At 60.4% G+C, this 19012-nt stretch carries 17 protein-coding genes; 9 read left to right on the plus strand and 8 right to left on the minus strand.

Annotated features, from left to right (window positions below):
• Nucleotides 1–94: 94 nt before the first annotated feature.
• Entirely contained in the window at nucleotides 95–1588 is a 1494-nt protein-coding gene (locus ACQZ60_RS07405; RefSeq protein WP_082710415.1) for a D-alanyl-D-alanine carboxypeptidase family protein, read from the plus strand.
• Nucleotides 1589–1671: 83 nt separating this feature from the next.
• Nucleotides 1672–1932, plus strand: a complete 261-nt coding sequence (locus tag ACQZ60_RS07410) for a hypothetical protein (protein ID WP_003502750.1) — start codon at nucleotides 1672–1674, stop codon at nucleotides 1930–1932.
• A 97-nt stretch (nucleotides 1933–2029) separates the two neighbouring features.
• Here ACQZ60_RS07410 and gyrA read toward each other — a convergent pair whose 3' ends face one another.
• Nucleotides 2030–4822, minus strand: coding sequence for a DNA gyrase subunit A (gene gyrA / locus ACQZ60_RS07415; RefSeq protein WP_448734998.1), 2793 nt, complete (start codon nucleotides 4820–4822; stop codon nucleotides 2030–2032).
• Between the two features lie 217 nt (nucleotides 4823–5039).
• Here gyrA and ACQZ60_RS07420 point away from each other — a divergent pair, with 217 nt between their 5' ends.
• Together ACQZ60_RS07420 and ACQZ60_RS07425 are read left to right on the plus strand one after the other, a co-directional pair.
• The gene (locus ACQZ60_RS07420) at nucleotides 5040–5669 is read left to right on the plus strand and encodes a MarC family protein (RefSeq protein ID WP_003525062.1); all 630 of its coding nucleotides are present in this window, start codon (nucleotides 5040–5042) and stop codon (nucleotides 5667–5669) included.
• Between the two features lie 132 nt (nucleotides 5670–5801).
• Nucleotides 5802–6950: an HPP family protein gene (locus tag ACQZ60_RS07425; protein WP_448734999.1), complete on the plus strand. Its 1149-nt coding sequence runs from the start codon at nucleotides 5802–5804 to the stop codon at nucleotides 6948–6950.
• A 56-nt stretch (nucleotides 6951–7006) separates the two neighbouring features.
• Here ACQZ60_RS07425 and ACQZ60_RS07430 read toward each other — a convergent pair whose 3' ends face one another.
• Together ACQZ60_RS07430 and ACQZ60_RS07435 are read right to left on the minus strand one after the other, a co-directional pair.
• Nucleotides 7007–7261, minus strand: a complete 255-nt coding sequence (locus ACQZ60_RS07430; RefSeq protein WP_020809939.1) for a hypothetical protein — start codon at nucleotides 7259–7261, stop codon at nucleotides 7007–7009.
• Between the two features lie 39 nt (nucleotides 7262–7300).
• The gene (locus tag ACQZ60_RS07435) at nucleotides 7301–7876 is read right to left on the minus strand and encodes a single-stranded DNA-binding protein (protein WP_020809938.1); all 576 of its coding nucleotides are present in this window, start codon (nucleotides 7874–7876) and stop codon (nucleotides 7301–7303) included.
• Nucleotides 7877–8140: 264 nt separating this feature from the next.
• On the opposite strand from ACQZ60_RS07435, the gene uvrA reads away from it, so the two are divergent.
• Nucleotides 8141–11062 (plus strand): excinuclease ABC subunit UvrA, encoded by a 2922-nt coding sequence (gene uvrA, locus ACQZ60_RS07440; protein WP_448735000.1) that lies wholly within the window; start codon nucleotides 8141–8143, stop codon nucleotides 11060–11062.
• A 56-nt stretch (nucleotides 11063–11118) separates the two neighbouring features.
• The gene (locus ACQZ60_RS07445; protein ID WP_448735001.1) at nucleotides 11119–11919 is read left to right on the plus strand and encodes a DUF72 domain-containing protein; all 801 of its coding nucleotides are present in this window, start codon (nucleotides 11119–11121) and stop codon (nucleotides 11917–11919) included.
• Between the two features lie 6 nt (nucleotides 11920–11925).
• Here ACQZ60_RS07445 and dusA read toward each other — a convergent pair whose 3' ends face one another.
• Entirely contained in the window at nucleotides 11926–12936 is a 1011-nt protein-coding gene (dusA, locus tag ACQZ60_RS07450; RefSeq protein ID WP_448735002.1) for a tRNA dihydrouridine(20/20a) synthase DusA, read from the minus strand.
• Between the two features lie 137 nt (nucleotides 12937–13073).
• Here dusA and ACQZ60_RS07455 point away from each other — a divergent pair, with 137 nt between their 5' ends.
• A complete protein-coding gene (locus ACQZ60_RS07455) occupies nucleotides 13074–13763 on the plus strand; it encodes a fumarylacetoacetate hydrolase family protein (protein ID WP_020809934.1) in 690 nt (229 codons plus the stop codon).
• 34 nt (nucleotides 13764–13797) lie between these two features.
• Nucleotides 13798–14331, plus strand: a complete 534-nt coding sequence (locus ACQZ60_RS07460; protein ID WP_020809933.1) for a gamma carbonic anhydrase family protein — start codon at nucleotides 13798–13800, stop codon at nucleotides 14329–14331.
• Nucleotides 14332–14367: 36 nt separating this feature from the next.
• Here ACQZ60_RS07460 and zur read toward each other — a convergent pair whose 3' ends face one another.
• From zur to znuC, 3 genes are read right to left on the minus strand one after another with little or no spacing between them, the layout of a single operon-like run.
• Entirely contained in the window at nucleotides 14368–14781 is a 414-nt protein-coding gene (gene zur, locus ACQZ60_RS07465) for a zinc uptake transcriptional repressor Zur (protein ID WP_020809932.1), read from the minus strand.
• The gene (znuB, locus tag ACQZ60_RS07470) at nucleotides 14778–15596 is read right to left on the minus strand and encodes a zinc ABC transporter permease subunit ZnuB (protein WP_020809931.1); all 819 of its coding nucleotides are present in this window, start codon (nucleotides 15594–15596) and stop codon (nucleotides 14778–14780) included. The genes zur and znuB overlap by 4 nt, the downstream gene beginning before the upstream one ends.
• Nucleotides 15589–16503, minus strand: a complete 915-nt coding sequence (gene znuC, locus ACQZ60_RS07475; RefSeq protein ID WP_035262138.1) for a zinc ABC transporter ATP-binding protein ZnuC — start codon at nucleotides 16501–16503, stop codon at nucleotides 15589–15591. The genes znuB and znuC overlap by 8 nt, the downstream gene beginning before the upstream one ends.
• A gap of 104 nt (nucleotides 16504–16607) precedes the next feature.
• Here znuC and znuA point away from each other — a divergent pair, with 104 nt between their 5' ends.
• On the plus strand, nucleotides 16608–17600 hold the full coding sequence (znuA, locus tag ACQZ60_RS07480; RefSeq protein WP_035262139.1) for a zinc ABC transporter substrate-binding protein ZnuA: 993 nt from the start codon (nucleotides 16608–16610) through the stop codon (nucleotides 17598–17600).
• A gap of 194 nt (nucleotides 17601–17794) precedes the next feature.
• Here the strand turns inward: znuA and ACQZ60_RS07485 are convergent, their stop codons facing one another.
• Nucleotides 17795–18847 (minus strand): LacI family transcriptional regulator, encoded by a 1053-nt coding sequence (locus ACQZ60_RS07485; RefSeq protein ID WP_020811500.1) that lies wholly within the window; start codon nucleotides 18845–18847, stop codon nucleotides 17795–17797.
• Nucleotides 18848–19012 lie beyond the last annotated feature (165 nt).

Below are 19012 nucleotides of genomic sequence, written 5' to 3' on the forward strand. Positions count from 1 at the left end.
AGGCAGATACCTTTCATAAACCACTTGGTAACGCCATCCCGATAAAGTTTCTTCCCGGAGCATCGGGCGGGGCGTGTCCGAGCGGAACAGAAATATGCGATTGAAGAGTTCAGCAGTGTTGAAAAGTCTATCTGGGGCACATTCGCGCAAAGCGGGTGCGACGTCTTTCGTAAGGTTTATTGCGTTAACCCTTGCTGCGGCGTTCATAACCGCAACATCCGTTCAAACCGCAAAGGCCGATCCGAAATATGCGGGCATCGTCATCGATGCCAAGACCGGCAAGGTCCTCTATGGCGAGGATCCGGACGGGCTGCGTTATCCGGCTTCGCTGACGAAGATGATGACGCTTTATCTGACATTCGAGGCGCTCAATACTGGACGCATCTCGCTCGATTCCAAGGTGCCGGTGTCAGCCAACGCCGCCAAGGAGCCGCCATCCAAGCTCGGCGTGCGCGCCGGCGGCAGCATCACCGTGGAACAGGCTATCCTTGCACTCGTCACCCGGTCTGCAAATGACATGGCAACCGCGCTCGGCGAATATCTCGGCGGCTCGGAAGACCGTTTCGCCAGAATGATGACCGCCAAGGCCCGCGCACTCGGCATGACCCGCACGACCTATCGCAACGCCAACGGCCTGCCCAACACGGCGCAGATGACGACGGCGCGCGACCAGGCCCGTCTCGGCGTCGCGCTCCGCCAGCATTTCCCGCAATATTACGGCTATTTCTCCACCCGCACCTTCAACTTCGGCAAGCAGGTTATCGGCAACCATAACCGCCTCGTCGGAACCGTGAAGGGCGTGGATGGCATCAAGACCGGTTATACCCGTGCAGCCGGCAGCAACCTTGCCACATCGGCGCAGCTGGACGGCCGCTCCATCGTCGCCGTCGTTCTCGGCGGCCGCTCCAGCGCTGCCCGTGACGCCACCATGCGCAAGCTTGTTGCAACCTACCTGCCGCAGGCATCGCGTGGCGGCAACAGCAACCTGATCGCGCAGACCCGCTCAGCGCCGGTCGAAGAGCCCGTCGCCGTGGCCGCTGCTGTTCCTTCCGTGGCAGTTGCAGCAACCGCAGCCGGCCTGCCCAATTCCGGTCCGGTGCCGCAGACCCGTTACGAAGAAGCCCCGGTCACCGCCTTCGCAGGCTCCTCTTCCAATGCAGCCGTCAAGGCCATGGAAGCCGCCACCTGGCAGAAGGGCAAGGATCCAATCAATCAGGCGCCCGCTGCACCGGACCGCAAGTTGATCACCAACTCGACCAAGGTGGACAATATCGTCACCGCCTCCACCACGGCGCCTGTCCTCTCCGCCCCTTCGGTTTCGGCCAGGTCCGAAGCTCCGCAGGGCGGCTGGGTGATCCAGATCGGTGCATCTCCCGATGAGAACTCCGCGCGCGGCCTGTTGCAGAACGCGCAGGAAAAGGGCGGCGCGGCACTGCGCTCCGCAAAACCCTTCACGGTCGCCTTCAGCAAGGACGGCTCCCAGATCTACCGCGCCCGTTTCGGCGGCTTCGATGGCCAGAACGCCGCGGTGAATGCATGCAATGCATTGAAAAAGAAAGGCGTCAGCTGCTGGGCGTCACTCCAGTAACAGACGTTTCCACAGGCGGTGCTTCATGGTCGAAACATCGCCTGTCTCCTCGAAGTTTGTAATGTGTAGCGAGGCTTTCCAAGATGGCAGTCAACGAGAATTATTCGGACATTGCGTCTGGCAACGGGCATGGCAGCCTGTCGGTTCTGCATCCCATTCACGAAGCGGCGATGCGTATCGCCGATCTCGGTCTTAATCGTTCCAAGGCGAAGACACGCGATCTCGTGGCGCTGCTTCTGTCGCATGGCGCTCGCGCCTGGCGCTCCAATCAGCCGGAAGCGAACATCCACCTTCATGTCGCGAGCCGCTCGGGTCGCGCTCCGGTCCATATTCGCATTCGCTGAAAATCAAACAACAGTCGATACGACACAAACAAAAACCCCGCGGAGCCTGAGCGCCGCGGGGTTTTTCTTGATTGGTAACCGAAGATAACGAGGCGGCTTACGCCTCGTTTTCCGGTGCCTCCGGCGTATCCGGCAGATCGTCGGTGGCATCTTCGCCATTGCCGTTCTCTGCTTCGTCGTCGCCTTCCGGCTCGTTGATACGCTCCACGGAAACCACCTTCTCATCCTTGGCGGTCGAGAAGATCGTCACACCCTTGGTGGCGCGGCTGGCGATGCGGATGCCATTGACCGGCACGCGGATGAGCTGACCGCCATCGGAAACCAGCATGATCTGGTCGCCTTCTTCCACGGGGAAGGCTGCGACGAGTTCGCCAATTTCGTTGGTCTTCGAGGTATCGGTGGCGCGGATGCCCTTGCCGCCGCGACCCGAGGTGCGGAAGTCGTAAGAAGAGGAACGCTTGCCGAAGCCCTTCACGGAAACCGTCAGCACGAATTCTTCGCGTGCCTTCAGTTCCTGATAGCGCTCTTCACTGAGCTCGCCCTCTTCCGTCACTTCCTCGCCGACGAGCGCGATATCGTCCTCATCGACGCCTGCGGCACGCCGCTCGGTAGCCGAGCGCTTCAGATAGGCCGCACGCTCCCACGGTTCAGCTTCCACATGGCCCACAATGGTCATGGAGATGATGCGGTCGCCCTCGGCCATGTTGATGCCGCGCACACCGACGGAGTTGCGGCCGGCAAAGACGCGCACATCGTCCACGGGGAAGCGGATGCACTGGCCGAGCGCGGTCGTCAGCAGCACGTCGTCGCGGTCCGTACAGGTTTCGACGGAGAGGATTTCATCGCCCTCCTCGTCCAGCTTCATGGCGATCTTGCCATTGCGGTTGACCTGCACGAAATCGCCGAGCTTGTTGCGGCGAACCGTGCCGCGCGTCGTCGAGAACATCACGTCCAGCGTTTCCCAGGTGGTTTCGTCCTCGGGCAACGGCATGATGGTGGTGATGCGCTCGCCGGGCTCCAGCGGCAGCATGTTGATGAGGGCCTTGCCCTTGGACTGCGGCGTGCCGATCGGCAGGCGCCAGACCTTTTCCTTGTAGACGATGCCACGCGAGGAGAAGAACAGCACCGGCGTGTGGGTATTGGCAACGAAGAGACGGTTGACGAAATCCTCGTCGCGCGTCGCCATGCCGGAACGGCCCTTGCCGCCGCGGCGCTGCGCCCGGTACGTGGTCAGCGGCACGCGCTTGATATAGCCGAGATGCGAAACGGTGACGACCATGTCCTCGCGGGCGATGAGGTCTTCATCGTCCATATCGGGACCGCCCTCGACGATCTCTGAACGGCGCGGCGTGCCGAACTCGTCGCGGATGGCGACAAGCTCGTCCTTGACGATTTGCTGGATGCGCAGGCGCGACGACAGGATTTCGAGGTACTCGGAAATTTCAGCACCGATCTTGTTCAGCTCGTCGCCGATTTCATCACGGCCAAGCGCGGTGAGGCGGGCAAGGCGCAGTTCGAGAATGGCGCGCGCCTGCTCTTCCGAGAGATTATAGGTGCCGTCTTCGTTGATGCGGTGGCGCGGATCGTCGATAAGACGGATCAGGCTTTCCACATCCTGCGCCGGCCAGCGCCGCGTCATCAGCTCTTCGCGGGCCGAGGCGGGATCGGGCGCATGACGGATAACCCGGATGACCTCGTCGATATTGGCAACCGCAATCGCCAGACCAACCAACACATGCGCGCGCTCGCGCGCCTTGCGCAGCAGATATTTCGTACGGCGGCTGACGACATCCTCGCGGAAGGCCACGAAGGCGCGCAGCATGTCGATAAGCGTCATCTGCTCCGGCTTGCCGCCGTTCAGCGCCACCATGTTACAGCCGAAGGAGGTCTGCAGCGGCGTGTAGCGGTAAAGCTGGTTCAGGATGACTTCGGCATTGGCGTCGCGCTTCAATTCGATGACGACGCGATAGCCCTGGCGGTCGGATTCGTCGCGCAGGTCGGAAATGCCCTCGATGCGCTTTTCCTTGACCAGTTCGGCCATCTTTTCGATCATGTTCGCCTTGTTCACCTGATAGGGAACTTCGGTGATGATGATCTGCTCGCGGTCGCCGCGCATCGGTTCGATGGTGGCGCGGCCGCGCATGATGACCGAGCCGCGGCCGGTCTCATAGGCCGAACGGATGCCGGAACGGCCCATGATCAGCGCGCCGGTCGGGAAATCCGGGCCGGGAATGATCTGCATCAGCTCCGGCAGCTCAATCGCCGGATTGTCGATCATCGCGATACAGCCGTCGATGACTTCCGAGAGATTGTGCGGCGGAATATTGGTGGCCATGCCGACCGCGATGCCGCCTGCCCCGTTGACCAGAAGGTTCGGGAACTTCGCCGGAATGACGACCGGCTCCTGCAAGGTGCCGTCATAGTTGTCGCGGAAATCGACCGTTTCCTTGTCGAGATCGTCGAGCAAAGAATGGGCGGCCTTTTCCAGACGGCATTCGGTATAACGTTCTGCCGCCGGCGGATCGCCGTCGATGGAGCCGAAATTGCCCTGCCCGTCGATCAGCGGCAGGCGGAGCGACCAGTCCTGCGCCATACGCGCCAAAGCGTCATAGATCGCCGCATTGCCGTGCGGATGGAATTTACCCATCACGTCCCCGGTAACACGGGCGCATTTGACGTATTTCTTGTTCCAGTCGATGCCGAGTTCGGACATGCCGTAAAGAATACGGCGATGAACCGGCTTCAGGCCGTCTCGCACATCGGGAAGCGCGCGGGACACGATGACGCTCATGGCGTAATCGAGATACGACCGCTGCATTTCCTCCATGATGGAAATCGGTTCAATGCCTGGCGGAAGTTTTCCGCCGCCGGGGGGGCTCTGGTCAGTCAAAACGGATCACATTCTCTGTTAAGAATCGGATGGATTTTTATAGCGGAAACAGCCACGTTAAGCCAATTTCCCGGCGAGTTTTGAACAGGCTTTTGCGTCATTTGCAAGACGAACGCCGCATTTCACGATTTAGCCCGGCAAAAGCGCCGCCGCTCCCTTTCAAAGTGCCGGCGACTTGCGTAGGCTCCGCCCTAAAAACAGATGAGACGGGGAAAGAATGGCCAGCAGCGAAACGCTCATCAACGCGCTTACCACACTTCTGGTCACGCTCGATCCGCCGGGCCTCGCCCCCGTCTTTCTGGCGCTGACCGCCGGCATGACGCGCGACCAGCGCAGCCAGGTCGCGCTGCGCGGCTCCATCATCGCCTTCGGCATTCTCGCCGTCTTCGCACTCTTCGGCCTTGCCATCCTCAATCTTCTCGGCATTTCGCTCGGCGCTTTCCGCATCGCCGGCGGCCTGTTGCTGTTCTGGATTTCCTTCGAGATGATTTTCGAAAAACGCCAGGAGCGCAAGGAAAAGACCTCCGAGATCGCCATCACCAAGGACCACCTTCACAATCTGGCGGTCTTTCCGCTGGCGCTGCCCCTGATCGCCGGGCCGGGCGCCATTTCCGCAACCGTGCTTCTCGCTGGCTCGATGAAAACCACCGTCGAGATGCTGGTGCTCATCCTGATCCTCGCTTTCGCCATGGCCCTCGTTTATGCCGCGCTGATCGTCTCGGAGCGGATGGACCGTTTTCTCGGCAATACCGGCCGCGCGATCCTCACCCGTCTGCTCGGCGTGCTGCTTGCCGCCCTTTCCGTGCAGTTCGTGGTCGACGGCATAAAATCAGCCTTCGCTTTTTGAAAAGCCGACCCTTGGTGGTGCCTGCGCAATAAATTCCCGCCAACCGCTAAAACGCCGGAAAATCCTCCCTTTAAATCCGACCGCCGCTTCGGCTAAAAGACGCATGTTTTTTCGGATTTGAAAGTTATCTTCATGCGTTCCACGCTGCGTCGCCTCATCCCGGATGCCGCACCCGTCAGCAACAGGGAAAGGCTGCGCTCCGCAATCGGCGCCTTTGTCGGCATTCTGCTGACCGGCCTTCTGGGAAGTCTCGCTCTCAGTTTCGATCCCACCCTGCCCGCCATGATCGCCCCGATGGGCGCTTCGGCCGTGCTTCTGTTCGCCGTGCCCTCCAGCCCGCTGGCGCAGCCCTGGTCGATCCTCTGCGGCAACCTCGTTTCGGCCTTCGTGGGCGTGACAGTCGCGCTGTTGGTTCCGGATCTATTCCTTGCCAGCGCGCTCGCCATCAGCCTCGCCATAGCCGCGATGATGGCCTTGCGGTGCCTGCACCCGCCAAGCGGTGCTGTGGCGCTGACCGCCGTTCTCGGCGGCCCTGCCGTGCACAGCCTCGGTTATGGCTTTCTGCTGTGGCCGGTCGCTGGAAATTCGCTGATCCTTCTTGCCCTGACCCTCGCCTATAACAATGCCACCGGCCGCGCCTACCCACACGGTCTGAAGCTTGGAAAGGCCGCCCATGGCACCACGGATCCGACACCCATCCAGAAAATCGGCTTTTCCTCCAACGACCTCGACGAGGTGCTGAAGGAATATGACCAGGTCCTCGATATCGACCGTGATGAACTCGAAACCATTTTACGCAAGACCGAACTGCGCTCCTGGCGTCGCCGTGCGCTGCATCTCGATTGCGCCAGCGTCATGTCGCGCGATGTCGTCGGTGTTGCGCCTGATGACAGTCTGCGCCATGCCCATGCGCTGATGCACAGCCACCATTTCAAGGCATTGCCGGTCACCAACGATAAGGCGGAGATCGTCGGCATCGTCACCCAGACGGATTTTCTGGAAAAGGCGAGCTGGAGAAACGGCCGTCCCTCCATCGGTTTCCTGCAGCGGCTGCGCCTCATCCTCTCCGGCGCAAGCGCCCCCAACGATACCGTCAAGGACATCATGACATCGCCGGTCAGAACCGTACGGCCGGAAACGGCAATCGAGGAGGCCATCATCCGCTTTGCCGAAGAAGGACTGCACTACCTGCCGGTGATCGACGCCAGAGGCAAGATGGTGGGCATCGTGTCGCAATCCGATGTCATGGTCGCGATGCTGGCGGACAAGGTCGCGGCATAATCTGCCGCGACGCCGAAATACCTTCTCCCCGATCGGAAAGCCGGCAAAGCCGGATGCTAGCGCCTCGTCTTCAGAAGACGCTGCCATAGCGTGCCGCCAAAGAACCGGCCGAGCACGACAAAATATGCGATGATAAGCGCAAACGCGATAAAGGCAGGCACACCGTTCAAGGCAAAACCCTGTGGCGTGCGCCCGCCTGCAACCGCCGCCACGAGAAATCCGGCGGCGAAAAACGCCGTCCAGAAATCGAGGAAGAAGGCAAGAACGATGCGCCAGGTCGCCGGCTGTTTCGGTGCGGGCGCATCACTCATGCCTGTCTCCCGTTACGCTTTCCCGAATTCGCCATCCGCTCAGAACGGAATATCGTCATCCATATCGTTGGAGAAGCCGCCGGAAGGCTGGCCGCCGCCACGGGAAGAGCCGCCGCGCGGAGAGGACTGCTGGTCGTAACCGCCGCCATAGCTGGAGCCGCCGCCGCTGCCATAATCGTTGCCGCCACCGAAATCGCCGCCGCTACGGCCACCGCCCTCACCGCGACCATCGAGCATCGTCAGCGTGGAGTTGAAGCCCTGCAAAACGATTTCAGTGGAATAACGGTCATTGCCGGTCTGGTCCTGCCATTTGCGCGTCTGCAGCTGGCCTTCAATATAGAGCTTGGCGCCCTTCTTGACATATTGCTCGACGACCTTGCACAGGCCTTCGTTGAAGACGACGACGGTGTGCCATTCGGTCTTCTCACGGCGCTCGCCGCTGTTACGGTCCCGCCAGGTCTCCGAGGTGGCAATGCGCAGATTGGCGATGGGGCGGCCATCCTGCGTCCGGCGGATTTCGGGATCGGCGCCCACGTTTCCGATCAGAATTACCTTGTTTACGCTACCAGCCATCTCGTCATCCTGTCCGCCGGCCATCATGACCGGCAATTGCATTTCAAAAAATTCGCCACACAATAGCTGCCGCCGCCCGCAAAGGGCACCGCAAGCATGGAACTATCCACAAAGAATAATCTTAAGCTGCAGGAGCAGACATTCGCGCTTGCAATTCGTTCCTTTTTTGTTCTATTAAATCGCAGATTTCGAGTCAAGCATTCCGAAAAGCTGCGACCGATTGGGAATAGACCTCGACACATCCGGCTGCGTCACTACATAAGGACGCGCTGCCATCAAGCCTGTTATTTTTGTCCGAGCCTTGTCATGAGTGAACTGAAGACGATTTCCATCCGTGGCGCCCGTGAGCACAACCTCAAGGGCATCGATCTGGACCTGCCGCGCAACAAGCTGATCGTCATGACCGGCCTTTCCGGTTCGGGCAAGTCCTCGCTTGCCTTCGATACGATCTATGCCGAAGGCCAGCGCCGTTATGTCGAAAGCCTCTCGGCCTATGCGCGCCAGTTCCTGGAAATGATGCAGAAGCCGGATGTCGACCAGATCGACGGCCTGTCGCCGGCGATCTCCATCGAGCAGAAGACCACCTCGCGCAATCCGCGTTCCACGGTCGGCACGGTCACCGAAATCTACGACTATATGCGCCTGCTGTTCGCGCGTGTCGGCGTCCCCTATTCGCCGGCCACGGGCCTGCCGATCGAAAGCCAGACGGTCAGCCAGATGGTCGACCGCATCCTCGCTTTCGAGGAAGGCACACGTCTTTATATTCTCGCGCCGATGGTGCGCGGCCGCAAAGGCGAATATAAAAAGGAACTCGCCGATCTGATGAAGAAGGGCTTCCAGCGCGTCAAGGTGGATGGCCAGTTCTACGAAATCGCCGACGTTCCTGCCCTCGACAAGAAATACAAGCACGATATCGACGTGGTGGTTGACCGTGCGGTGGTGCGCCCGGATATGGCCGCGCGCCTTGCCGACAGTCTCGAGACCTGCCTCAAGCTCGCCGACGGCCTGGCGGTCGCCGAATTCGCCGACAAGCCCCTGCCGCCGGAAGAAACCGCCGCCGGCGGCTCCGCCAACAAGTCGCTCAACGAAACCCATGAACGTGTGCTGTTTTCGGAAAAATTCGCCTGCCCCGTTTCCGGCTTCACCATTCCGGAAATCGAGCCGCGGCTGTTCTCCTTCAACAATCCCTTCGGCGCCTGCCCGAGCTGCGATGGCCTCGGTTCGCAGCAGAAGGTGGATGAAAACCTGATCGTGCCGGAGCCCGCCCGCACCCTGCGCGACGGCGCCATCGCTCCCTGGGCGAAATCCTCCTCGCCCTATTACAATCAGACGCTGGAAGCGCTCGGCAAGGCTTTCGGCTTCAAGCTGTCGAGCAAGTGGTCGGATCTTTCGAAAGAGGCGCAGCACGCCATCCTGCAGGGCACCGATGACAAGATCGAATTCAACTATCAGGACGGCGCCCGCTCCTACAAGACGGTGAAGAATTTCGAAGGCATCGTGCCCAATCTGGAGCGTCGCTGGAAAGAGACCGACAGCGCCTGGGCGCGCGAGGAAATCGAACGCTACATGTCGGCGGCCCCCTGCCCGGCCTGCGCCGGTTATCGCCTGAAGCCGGAAGCGCTCGCCGTCAAGATCAACAGGCTGCATATCGGCGAAGTCACCGAAATGTCGATCCGCACCGCGCGCGACTGGTTCGAGGTGCTTCCGGAAAGCCTCAACGCCAAGCAGAACGAGATCGCAGTCCGCATCCTCAAGGAAATCCGCGAACGCCTGCGTTTCCTCAACGATGTCGGGCTGGATTATCTCAGCCTGTCGCGCAATTCCGGCACGCTTTCCGGCGGTGAAAGCCAGCGCATCCGGCTGGCCTCGCAGATCGGCTCAGGCCTCACCGGCGTTCTCTATGTTCTCGACGAGCCCTCGATCGGCCTGCACCAGCGCGACAATGCCCGCCTGCTCGATACGCTGAAACACCTGCGCGATATCGGCAATACCGTCATCGTGGTCGAACATGACGAGGACGCCATTCTGACGGCGGATTATGTGGTCGATATCGGCCCGGCCGCCGGCATTCATGGCGGTCAGGTGATCGCTGAAGGCTCACCGCAGGAGGTGATGGCCAATCCGAAATCGCTGACCGGCAAATACCTCTCCGGCGAACTCGGCGTCGCCGTGCCGGCGGAGCGCCGCAAGCCCAAGAAGGGCCGTGAGATCAAGGTTTTTGGCGCGCGCGGCAATAACCTGAGGAATGTCACGGCCGCCGTGCCGCTCGGTGTTTTCACGGCCGTAACCGGCGTATCGGGCGGCGGCAAATCCACCTTCCTGATCGAGACGCTCTACAAGTCGGCGGCTCGAAGGGTGATGGGTGCGCGCGAAATCCCGGCCGAACACGACCGCATCGACGGTTTCGAATTCATCGACAAGGTGATCGATATCGACCAGTCGCCGATTGGCCGCACACCGCGTTCCAACCCGGCCACCTATACCGGCGCGTTCACGCCGATCCGCGACTGGTTCGCCGGTCTGCCGGAAGCCAAGGCGCGCGGTTATGCGCCGGGCCGTTTCTCCTTCAACGTCAAGGGCGGCCGCTGCGAGGCCTGCCAGGGCGATGGCGTCATCAAGATCGAGATGCACTTCCTGCCTGACGTCTACGTCACCTGCGATGTCTGCCACGGCAAGCGTTACAATCGCGAGACGCTCGATGTCACCTTCAAGGGCAAGTCCATCGCCGATGTGCTGGATATGACGGTGGAGGAAGGCGTGGAGTTCTTTGCCGCCGTGCCGGCGGTGCGCGACAAGCTGCAATCGCTTTTCGATGTCGGCCTCGGTTATATCAAGGTCGGCCAGCAGGCCAATACGCTCTCCGGCGGCGAGGCGCAGCGCGTCAAGCTCGCCAAGGAACTGTCGAAACGCTCGACGGGCCGCACGCTCTATATTCTCGACGAGCCGACGACCGGCCTGCATTTCCACGACGTCAACAAGCTCCTGGAAATGCTGCATGCGCTGGTCGAACAGGGCAATTCCGTCGTGGTGATCGAGCATAATCTCGAAGTCATCAAGACCGCTGACTGGATCATCGATATCGGGCCTGAAGGCGGCACGGGCGGCGGTGAGGTGGTGGCGACCGGCACACCGGAAGACATCGTCAAGGTCGAACGTTCCTATACCGGTCACTTCCTGAAGGAGCTTCTGGAGCGCCGGCCGGCCGGAAAACGGGAGGCTGCGGAGTAATCCGCAGCTTTCGTCGCAGGGGTTCGATAGGCCGAAGGCCGGAGGAGGAACAGCATATGTCGACATCAGGCACGATCCGCACCGGTATCGGCGGCTGGACCTTCGAGCCGTGGGAAGGCACATTTTATCCGGAAAAACTGCCGAAGAAGCGCCAGCTGGAGCATGCCAGCCGGCAGCTCACGGCCATCGAGGTGAACGGCACCTATTATAGCAGCCAGAAGCCGGAAACTTTTGCCAAATGGGCTTCCGAAGTGCCCGAGGATTTCGTCTTCTCGCTAAAGGCGAGCCGTTTCGTCACCAACCGCAGGGTTCTGGCCGAGGCCGGTGAATCGATGACGAAGTTTCTGACGCAGGGGCTGACGGAACTCGGGTCCCATCTCGGCCCGATCCTCTGGCAATTCGCCCCGACGAAAAAATTCGACGCGGAGGATTTTGGCGCATTTCTGTCCCTGTTACCCGAGAAGCAGGACGGCATCCGTCTTCGCCATGTCGTCGAGGTGCGCAACGAGACATTTCAGGTTCCGGAATTCATCGATCTTCTCGCTAAACACAAGGTCGCCGTCGTCTGCGCCGATCATCATGACTATCCGATGCTGCCGGATGTGACGGCCGATTTCGTCTATTGCCGCCTGCAGAAGGGCGAGGACGATATCAAGACCTGTTATCCGAAAAAAGACATCGACCATTGGGCCGAGCGGGTAAAGACCTATGCAAAGGGCGGCGTGCCGGACGATCTGCCGCTGATAGCGCCGGATCGGAAGGTCGAAAAGACACCGCGCGATGTCTTCGCCTTCTTCATCACCGGCGGCAAGGTCAATGCGCCTGTTGGTGCGCAGGAACTGCAAAAGGCGGTCTGAACTCTTTCAGCCCGCCATGTCTTTCGTCGGGCTGAAATCGATGGCCGCGAAAGCGGCCTCGATAACCTCCGGACCGGCGCCTGGCCGGGTGGCGTCGCTGGAGAGGATTTGCCGGAAACGGCGCGCGCCGGGCATGCCCTGAAACAGACCGACCATGTGGCGGGTGACGTGGTTGAGACGTCCGCCCGCGGCGATATAGTCGGCGGCATAGGCCATCATCGCGTCACGCAGCGCTATCCAGTCCGGCTGGCGAGCCTCTTCGCCATAGATGCGATGGTCGACATCGGCAAGAATGGACGTGTTGTGATAGGCGGCACGGCCGAGCATCGCGCCATCCATATGCTGGAGATGTCCGCTCGCCTGATCGAGATCGGCGATACCGCCATTGATGCCGATAAAGACATCAGGGTTTTCCCGCTTCATGCGATAGACGAGATCATAATCGAGCGGCGGCACTTCGCGGTTTTCCTTTGGCGAAAGCCCCTGCAGCCAGGCTTTTCGCGCATGAACCCAGACTGCGTCCGCGCCTGCCGCAACAACGCGCTTCAGAAAATCCGGCAGAACCGCTTCCGGCTGCTGATCGTCCACCCCGATCCGGCACTTCACCGTAACCGGCACGCTGGCGACAGCCTTCATTGCCGCGACACATTGCGCTACCACCTCAGGCTCGCGCATCAGGCAAGCGCCGAATGTGCCGGACTGCACCCGATCCGACGGACAGCCGACATTGAGGTTGATCTCGTCATATCCGTAATCGCCGGCGATCCGCACCGCCTCGGCAAGCTTGGCCGGATCGGACCCACCAAGCTGCAGCGCGACGGGATGTTCCTCAGGGTGATAACCGAGCAACCTGTCGCGCTGGCCATGGATGATGGCATCGGCGACGATCATTTCGGTATAAAGCAGCGCACGCTTCGACAATTGCCGGTGCAGAAATCTGCAGCGGGTATCGGTCCAGTCGATCATGGGGGCCACGGCGAAGATTTTTTCGCCGTTTGCAAGCGCTTGTCTGTACATGGATTAACCTCTTTGCGCCGGCTTCTACAGCAAAGAACCGTAAAAAGCCAGTTTTGCAGGCAGGGTCATTTTGAACTGGAAATCGCCCCGGAATCGCGGGACAAGAATTGCACCGAAAAAGACGACAGGAAATCGACATGGCCGCCACCGTCATCCCCGCTCCGAAACCCGTTCTCCTGCCTGTTGAAGGCACGGGCGATCTGTTCCCCGTCCGGCGGGTCTATTGCGTCGGCCGCAATTATGCCGATCACGCCATTGAGATGGGCCACGATCCCTCGCGCGAGCCGCCCTTTTATTTCCAGAAAAACCCGGACAATCTGCTGCCCGCCGGTCAGGACTTCCCCTACCCGCCGCTGTCATCGAATGTGCACTACGAAGTCGAATGTGTCGTTGTGCTGAAAAGCGGCGGAGCCGATATCCCGGCGTCCGAGGCACTGGACCATGTCTGGGGTTACGCCGTCGGCATAGACATGACCCGCCGCGACCTTCAGGACGGCCTGAAGAAGATGGGCCGCTCCTGGGAAGGCGCGAAGGCCTTCGAATATTCCGCACCGGTCTCCCCCATCGTCCCGGCAGACAGGATCGGCCACCCCGCTACCGGTGCGATCTGGCTCGCCGTCAATGGCGAACGCAAGCAGACGGGCGATCTGGCCCAGATGATCTGGAAGGTGCCGGAAGTGATTGCCGAGCTTTCCAAGCTGTTCACGCTTGCCGCTGGCGATGTCATCATGACCGGCACACCGGCCGGCGTCGGCCCCATCGTGCGTGGCGACCGCATTGAATGCGGCGTCGAAGGTGTCGGCACGCTAGGCGTGACGGTTGCCTGAAAGCCATCGCCAAGACTAAAGGGAGGACACCACCATGCCGCTTTACCGCCTCGCCGACCGGGTGCCGCAGACCCCTGCGCCCGATCGCTACTGGGTTGCCCCCGACGCCAATGTCATCGGCTCTGTCACGCTCGGCGAGGATGTCGGCATCTGGTTCGGCGCAACGCTGCGCGGCGATAACGAGCCGATCAGCATCGGGCGCGGCACCAATATTCAGGAAGGCGTGATGGTGCATAGCGATCCCGGTTTTCCCGCTGTCATCGGCGAAATGTGCACCATCGGCCACCATGCCATCGTGCATGGCAGCACCATTGGCGACAATTCGCTCATCGGCATGGGTGCGACGATCCTGAACGGCGCGAAGATCGGCCGCAACTGCCTCGTCGGCGCCAATGCGCTGGTGACGGAGGGCAAGGAGTTTCCGGACAATTCCCTGATTGTCGGCTCGCCGGCGCGCGCCATCCGCACGTTGGATGACGAGGCCGTCGCGGGGCTTCGCCGCTCGGCGGAAAAATACATCGAAAACTGGAAGCGCTTTTCGAAAGATCTGGCGATAATCGAGGGGTAGGAAACGGCGGGCATCCACGCCCGCCCTGCCGTGAGACTAAGCCGAGCAGGCGGCGCAGAGGCCGCGAATTTCAATGGTGGTCTTTTCCGCCTTGAACTTGCTGTCCTTCACCCAGCGCTCGAGACGGTGGTCGATTTCATGATCGTGGAATTCCGTCACCTGCCCGCAGGATTCGCAGATGGCGAAAGCCACCGTGCCATGGTGGTGCGAGCAGCACTCCGCCTGCGTATGGGTGCAGGCAACGAAGGCGTTGAGGCTCTCGAGCCGGTGCACGAGACCAAACTCCACCAGCTTTTCCAGCGCCCGGTAAACCTGCAGCGGCGCACGAAACCCCTCATCCCGCAGCTTGTCGAGGATCATATAGGCGCTGAGCGGCTGATGCGCGTTTGAGAGGGCATTCATGACCAGCGACTGGTTCTTGGTGAGGTTCTGCTGGGTCTGCGCATTCATGATTTGCCTCCTTCATCCGCGGCGCGGGAAAAACCCGGCGCCGGCAACAGGCTTATAACGAAGAGGATCACCGCGGCAACCACGATGGATGGGCCGGACGGTGTGTCGTAACTGAGCGAGCCGAACAGGCCGCCGACAACGGCGACTGCGCCGATCAGCGAAGCCACCACCGCCATCACCTCAGGCGTGGCGGAAAAGCGTCTGGCGGTCGCCGCCGGTATGATGAGCAATGACGTGATGAGCATGATACCGACCACCTTCATGGCAATGGCGATCACCAGCGCCATCAATAGCGTGAAGATCAGCTTTGCGCGCTCCGGGTTCAGCCCCTCGGCTTCGGCCAGCTCCGTATTGACGGTGGAGGCAAGCAGCGACCGCCACAGGAACACCATGGAGACGATGACCACCAGCCCGCCTCCCCAAATCAGGGCAATATCGCTGCGGGTAACCGCGAGAATATCGCCGAACAGGAACGAGACGAGATCGATGCGCACCCAACTCATGAAAGCGACGATGACGAGTCCTATCGCCAGCGCCGAATGGGACAAGATGCCAAGCAATGCATCGGCGGAGAGCGCCTGACGCCGTTGCAAAAAGAGCAACAGGATCGAAACCGCCGACGCCACCAGAAAGACGCTGACGATGAGGTTGAGCTGCAACAGCAGCGACAGCGCGACGCCAAGCAGCGCCGAATGGGCCATCGTATCGCCGAAATAGGCCATGCGCCGCCAGACGACGAAACAGCCGAGAGGACCGGCAGTGAGCGCAACGCCAATACCGGCGACCATGGCGCGAACGAAGAAATCGTCAAACATGGCGCTCTCCCTGCCGCTCGCTGGGAGGCGTATGGCCCTCATGCTCATGGCCGCAGCCGCATTCGTCATGGCTGTCGTGGTGGTGGCCGTGGTCATGCATATGATGGTGCCCATCCTCGGGGTGGCAATGATCGGTCACCGAACCATCCGCATGCTGCACCCGACCATCGGGCAAATGGGTATGATCGTGATGGTGGCTATAGACGGCAAGCGCCTTGGCTGCGGCGCCGCCGAACAGCCGCATATATTCCGGGCTCTGGCTAACCGCCTGCGGCGTGCCCCGGCAGCAGACATGGCCGTTCAGGCATATGACGGTGTCGGTTTCGGCCATCACCACATGCAGATCATGCGAGATTAACAAAATTCCACAATTATTTGAATTTCTGATATTTTTTATCAAATCATAGAGCGCGATCTCGCCGGAGAAATCGACACCCTGCACGGGCTCGTCGAGAACCAGCAGATCGGGTTTGCGGGCGATGGCGCGGGCCAGAAGCGCGCGCTGGAACTCGCCGCCGGAAAGGTGCTGCACTTCCGCATTGGCGAGATGCGCAATGCCCGTCGCATTCAGCGCCGCGTCGATTTCACGGGCTGGCAGCGGCCCGGTCAGCGTCATCAGCCGGCGCACCGAAAGCGGCATGGTCCAGTCCACGGAAAGCTTCTGCGGCACATAACCGACCTTCAGACCGGCAATGCGCGAAACCTCGCCCTCGGTCGGCTTCACCACGCCGATCGCCATTTTCGCGCTGGTGGATTTGCCGGAACCGTTCGGCCCGATCAGCGTGACGATCTCGCCTTTGCTGACGGAAAATTCCACGCCACGCACCAGCCAGCGGCCGTTGCGCCGCACGCCGGCATTGGCAAGGGAAACCAGTATCTCTTTGCCCCGATGGGCGGAATGAAGCATGGGATTGTCCGTTCGGCGATGTTGCTTACCGCTATTGCATACGTTATAGAGTTACGCAATAAATGTAATAACATAACTATACTTCTTCAAGTGGAGTGCATTTCATGAAATCGTTCCTGATCCCGCTCATGGCATCGGTGGCAATAGCGGCCGCCGCTTCCGGCGCCACCGCCGCGCCCGATGTCGTGGTCTCGATCAAGCCCGTCCATTCCCTCGTCGCCGCCATCATGCGGGGCGTCGGCGAACCGCAGCTCATCGTCGACGGCGCGGCTTCGCCGCACACCTATAATCTCAGACCGTCCAATGCCCGCAAGCTCGAAAAGGCCGATGTGGTCTTCTGGGTTGGGCCGGGACTGGAAGCATTCCTGGAAAAGCCGCTCGAAGCGCTTGCCAGCAAGGCAACCGTGGTGGAACTGGAAGACGCAAAGGGTCTGGAAAAGCTGCCCTTCCGCGAAGGCGGCCCCTTTGAAGCACATGACCATGGCGATGAAGGCCACGAGGCGCATGACGGCCACGCTGAAGAGGAAGGCGCGCACGATCATGGACACGACCATGCGGAGGGTCACGAGGACCATGACCACGGCGCATACGATACCCATCTCTGGCTCGATCCCGAAAATGCCAAGGCCATGGCGCAGACGATAGAAACCGCGCTGATCGCCGCCGATGCCGGCAATGCCGCGACCTATCAGGCCAACACCAAAAAACTGATCGACGACCTCGATGCGCTCGACGCCGAACTCAAGGAAACGGTCAAGCCGGTGAAGGACAAGCCCTTCATCGTGTTCCACGATGCCTATCAATATTTCGAGCATCGTTACGGCGTGAAGACGGCTGGATCGATCACCGTCAGCCCCGAAACCCTGCCCGGTGCGGACCGCGTCAAGCAGATGCAGGAAAAGGTTCGCCAGCTCGGCGCAACCTGCGTTTTCGCTGAACCGCAATTCGAGCCGAAGCTGATTTCGGTCATCACCGAAGGCACCGCCGCGAAATCGGCGACGCTCGATCCGGAGGCAGCGACGCTGGAACCCGGCCCGGACCTCTATTTCAAGCTGATGCGCGGCATTGCAGGCTCGCTGAAGGATTGCCTGTCCTGATGCGTATTGCCGCCCCTAACGCCCCGGTTCCGTCATTCCGGCTTTGAACCGGAATACGGCCGAGGCGTGAATAATCGGAATAATATATATTTTAAAACAGTTACTTGCGATTGAAATATAAAGTACTGCATAAGGAAACGAGGCGCGACAATCGCTGGGTGGAGACGTCACGCCATCAATCGCAAAGCAGCTCGTTACGGCTTCGGCGCCATCGAAGACCAGACAGGGCTGCTGATGCTCTGCAGGGTTTCCGGCGGCGCGCCGTTAATGCGCGCCAGAAGGGCCTTCGCAAGCTCCCTGCCCGCCAGTTTGATATCCTCATTGACGGTGTGGATCTGCGGTTTGATCCAGTTCAGGAACTCGGCGGACTGTTTCGAGACGATATCGATATCTTCGCCGATTTTCACACCTGCCGCTTCGAAACCCGCCACCAGCGCAATGGTGCTGCTGCCGCTGATCGAAACGATGCCGTCGGGACGGTCATCCGATTGCATCAGCCGCTGGCCGAAATCGCGGATTTTTTCGAGCGGCGTTTCGATGGTGATGGCATCCAGCGGAAATTCGCTAAGGCCGAAATCCCTGATTGCCCTCAAGAACCCCTTGCGGGCGTGATCGTGGAATGAAAACCGCGATGGCGGCACGACGACGGCGATCCTTTTACGCCCGCATTGCGCCAGCCGTTCGACCGCCTCATAGGCATAGGCTTCGTTATCGAAATCATGAAAGGCATGGTCGATGCCCATATCGGACCGCCCATGGGTGACGAAGGGCATGTTGCGCTCGGTCATGAAACGAACGCGCGGATCGTTGGGCTCGATCTTCGAAATAATGACCCCATCCGCCGAACCGGTATCGAGAATATAGCGGATCGGCACCATGGAATCCTTGGCATGGATGTGGGGCGTCACGACCAGATGATATTGTGTCGTGGAAAGAACCTCGGTGATGCCGAAGACCATCTGGCTGGTGAAACCCATCAGTTCTTCATCGACACTCAGCACAAGGGCAATCACATTGGTCTTGCCGGTGCGAAGGCGCACCCCGGCGCGGTTTGGCTGGTAGCCGATCTGCCGGGCGATCAGCCGCACGCGCTCCTTGGTTTCAGCGCCGATATCGGGCGCATCCTTCAGTGCGCGCGATACGGTGGTGATGCCGAGACCCGTCATATAGGCGATTGTCTTCAAGGTCGGACGCTCGCCCGTGGTCGCGGGTATGTCGTCCCTGCCGGATTTGCCAGTATCGTTCATGTCATTTCGCCACGCTTTACCGAACGGTAATCATAGATAGCTTTTGCCCTGTTGCAAAGGCAAAGGTCTGCGGTCAAAGGCCGGTCCTGTCCGGCTATCGGCCAATTCAGCTAAAACGATATAGGTCCGGAAAATATTTCCCGACCGCGTTCTTTTTCTTACGGG

The sequence above is a fragment of the Agrobacterium sp. 22-223-1 genome, from assembly GCF_053522385.1.

Coding starts and splice junctions, on each gene's coding strand:
- ACQZ60_RS07405 (WP_082710415.1), top strand. CDS start 95: ATGCGATTGAAGAGTTCAGCAGTGTTGAAAAGTCTATCTGGGGCACAT.
- ACQZ60_RS07410 (WP_003502750.1), top strand. CDS start 1,672: ATGGCAGTCAACGAGAATTATTCGGACATTGCGTCTGGCAACGGGCAT.
- ACQZ60_RS07420 (WP_003525062.1), top strand. CDS start 5,040: ATGGCCAGCAGCGAAACGCTCATCAACGCGCTTACCACACTTCTGGTC.
- ACQZ60_RS07425 (WP_448734999.1), top strand. CDS start 5,802: ATGCGTTCCACGCTGCGTCGCCTCATCCCGGATGCCGCACCCGTCAGC.
- ACQZ60_RS07430 (WP_020809939.1), bottom strand. CDS start 7,261: ATGAGTGATGCGCCCGCACCGAAACAGCCGGCGACCTGGCGCATCGTT.
- ACQZ60_RS07435 (WP_020809938.1), bottom strand. CDS start 7,876: ATGCAATTGCCGGTCATGATGGCCGGCGGACAGGATGACGAGATGGCT.
- uvrA (WP_448735000.1), top strand. CDS start 8,141: ATGAGTGAACTGAAGACGATTTCCATCCGTGGCGCCCGTGAGCACAAC.
- ACQZ60_RS07445 (WP_448735001.1), top strand. CDS start 11,119: ATGTCGACATCAGGCACGATCCGCACCGGTATCGGCGGCTGGACCTTC.
- dusA (WP_448735002.1), bottom strand. CDS start 12,936: ATGTACAGACAAGCGCTTGCAAACGGCGAAAAAATCTTCGCCGTGGCC.
- ACQZ60_RS07455 (WP_020809934.1), top strand. CDS start 13,074: ATGGCCGCCACCGTCATCCCCGCTCCGAAACCCGTTCTCCTGCCTGTT.
- ACQZ60_RS07460 (WP_020809933.1), top strand. CDS start 13,798: ATGCCGCTTTACCGCCTCGCCGACCGGGTGCCGCAGACCCCTGCGCCC.
- zur (WP_020809932.1), bottom strand. CDS start 14,781: ATGAATGCGCAGACCCAGCAGAACCTCACCAAGAACCAGTCGCTGGTC.
- znuB (WP_020809931.1), bottom strand. CDS start 15,596: ATGTTTGACGATTTCTTCGTTCGCGCCATGGTCGCCGGTATTGGCGTT.
- znuC (WP_035262138.1), bottom strand. CDS start 16,503: ATGCTTCATTCCGCCCATCGGGGCAAAGAGATACTGGTTTCCCTTGCC.
- znuA (WP_035262139.1), top strand. CDS start 16,608: ATGAAATCGTTCCTGATCCCGCTCATGGCATCGGTGGCAATAGCGGCC.
- ACQZ60_RS07485 (WP_020811500.1), bottom strand. CDS start 18,847: ATGAACGATACTGGCAAATCCGGCAGGGACGACATACCCGCGACCACG.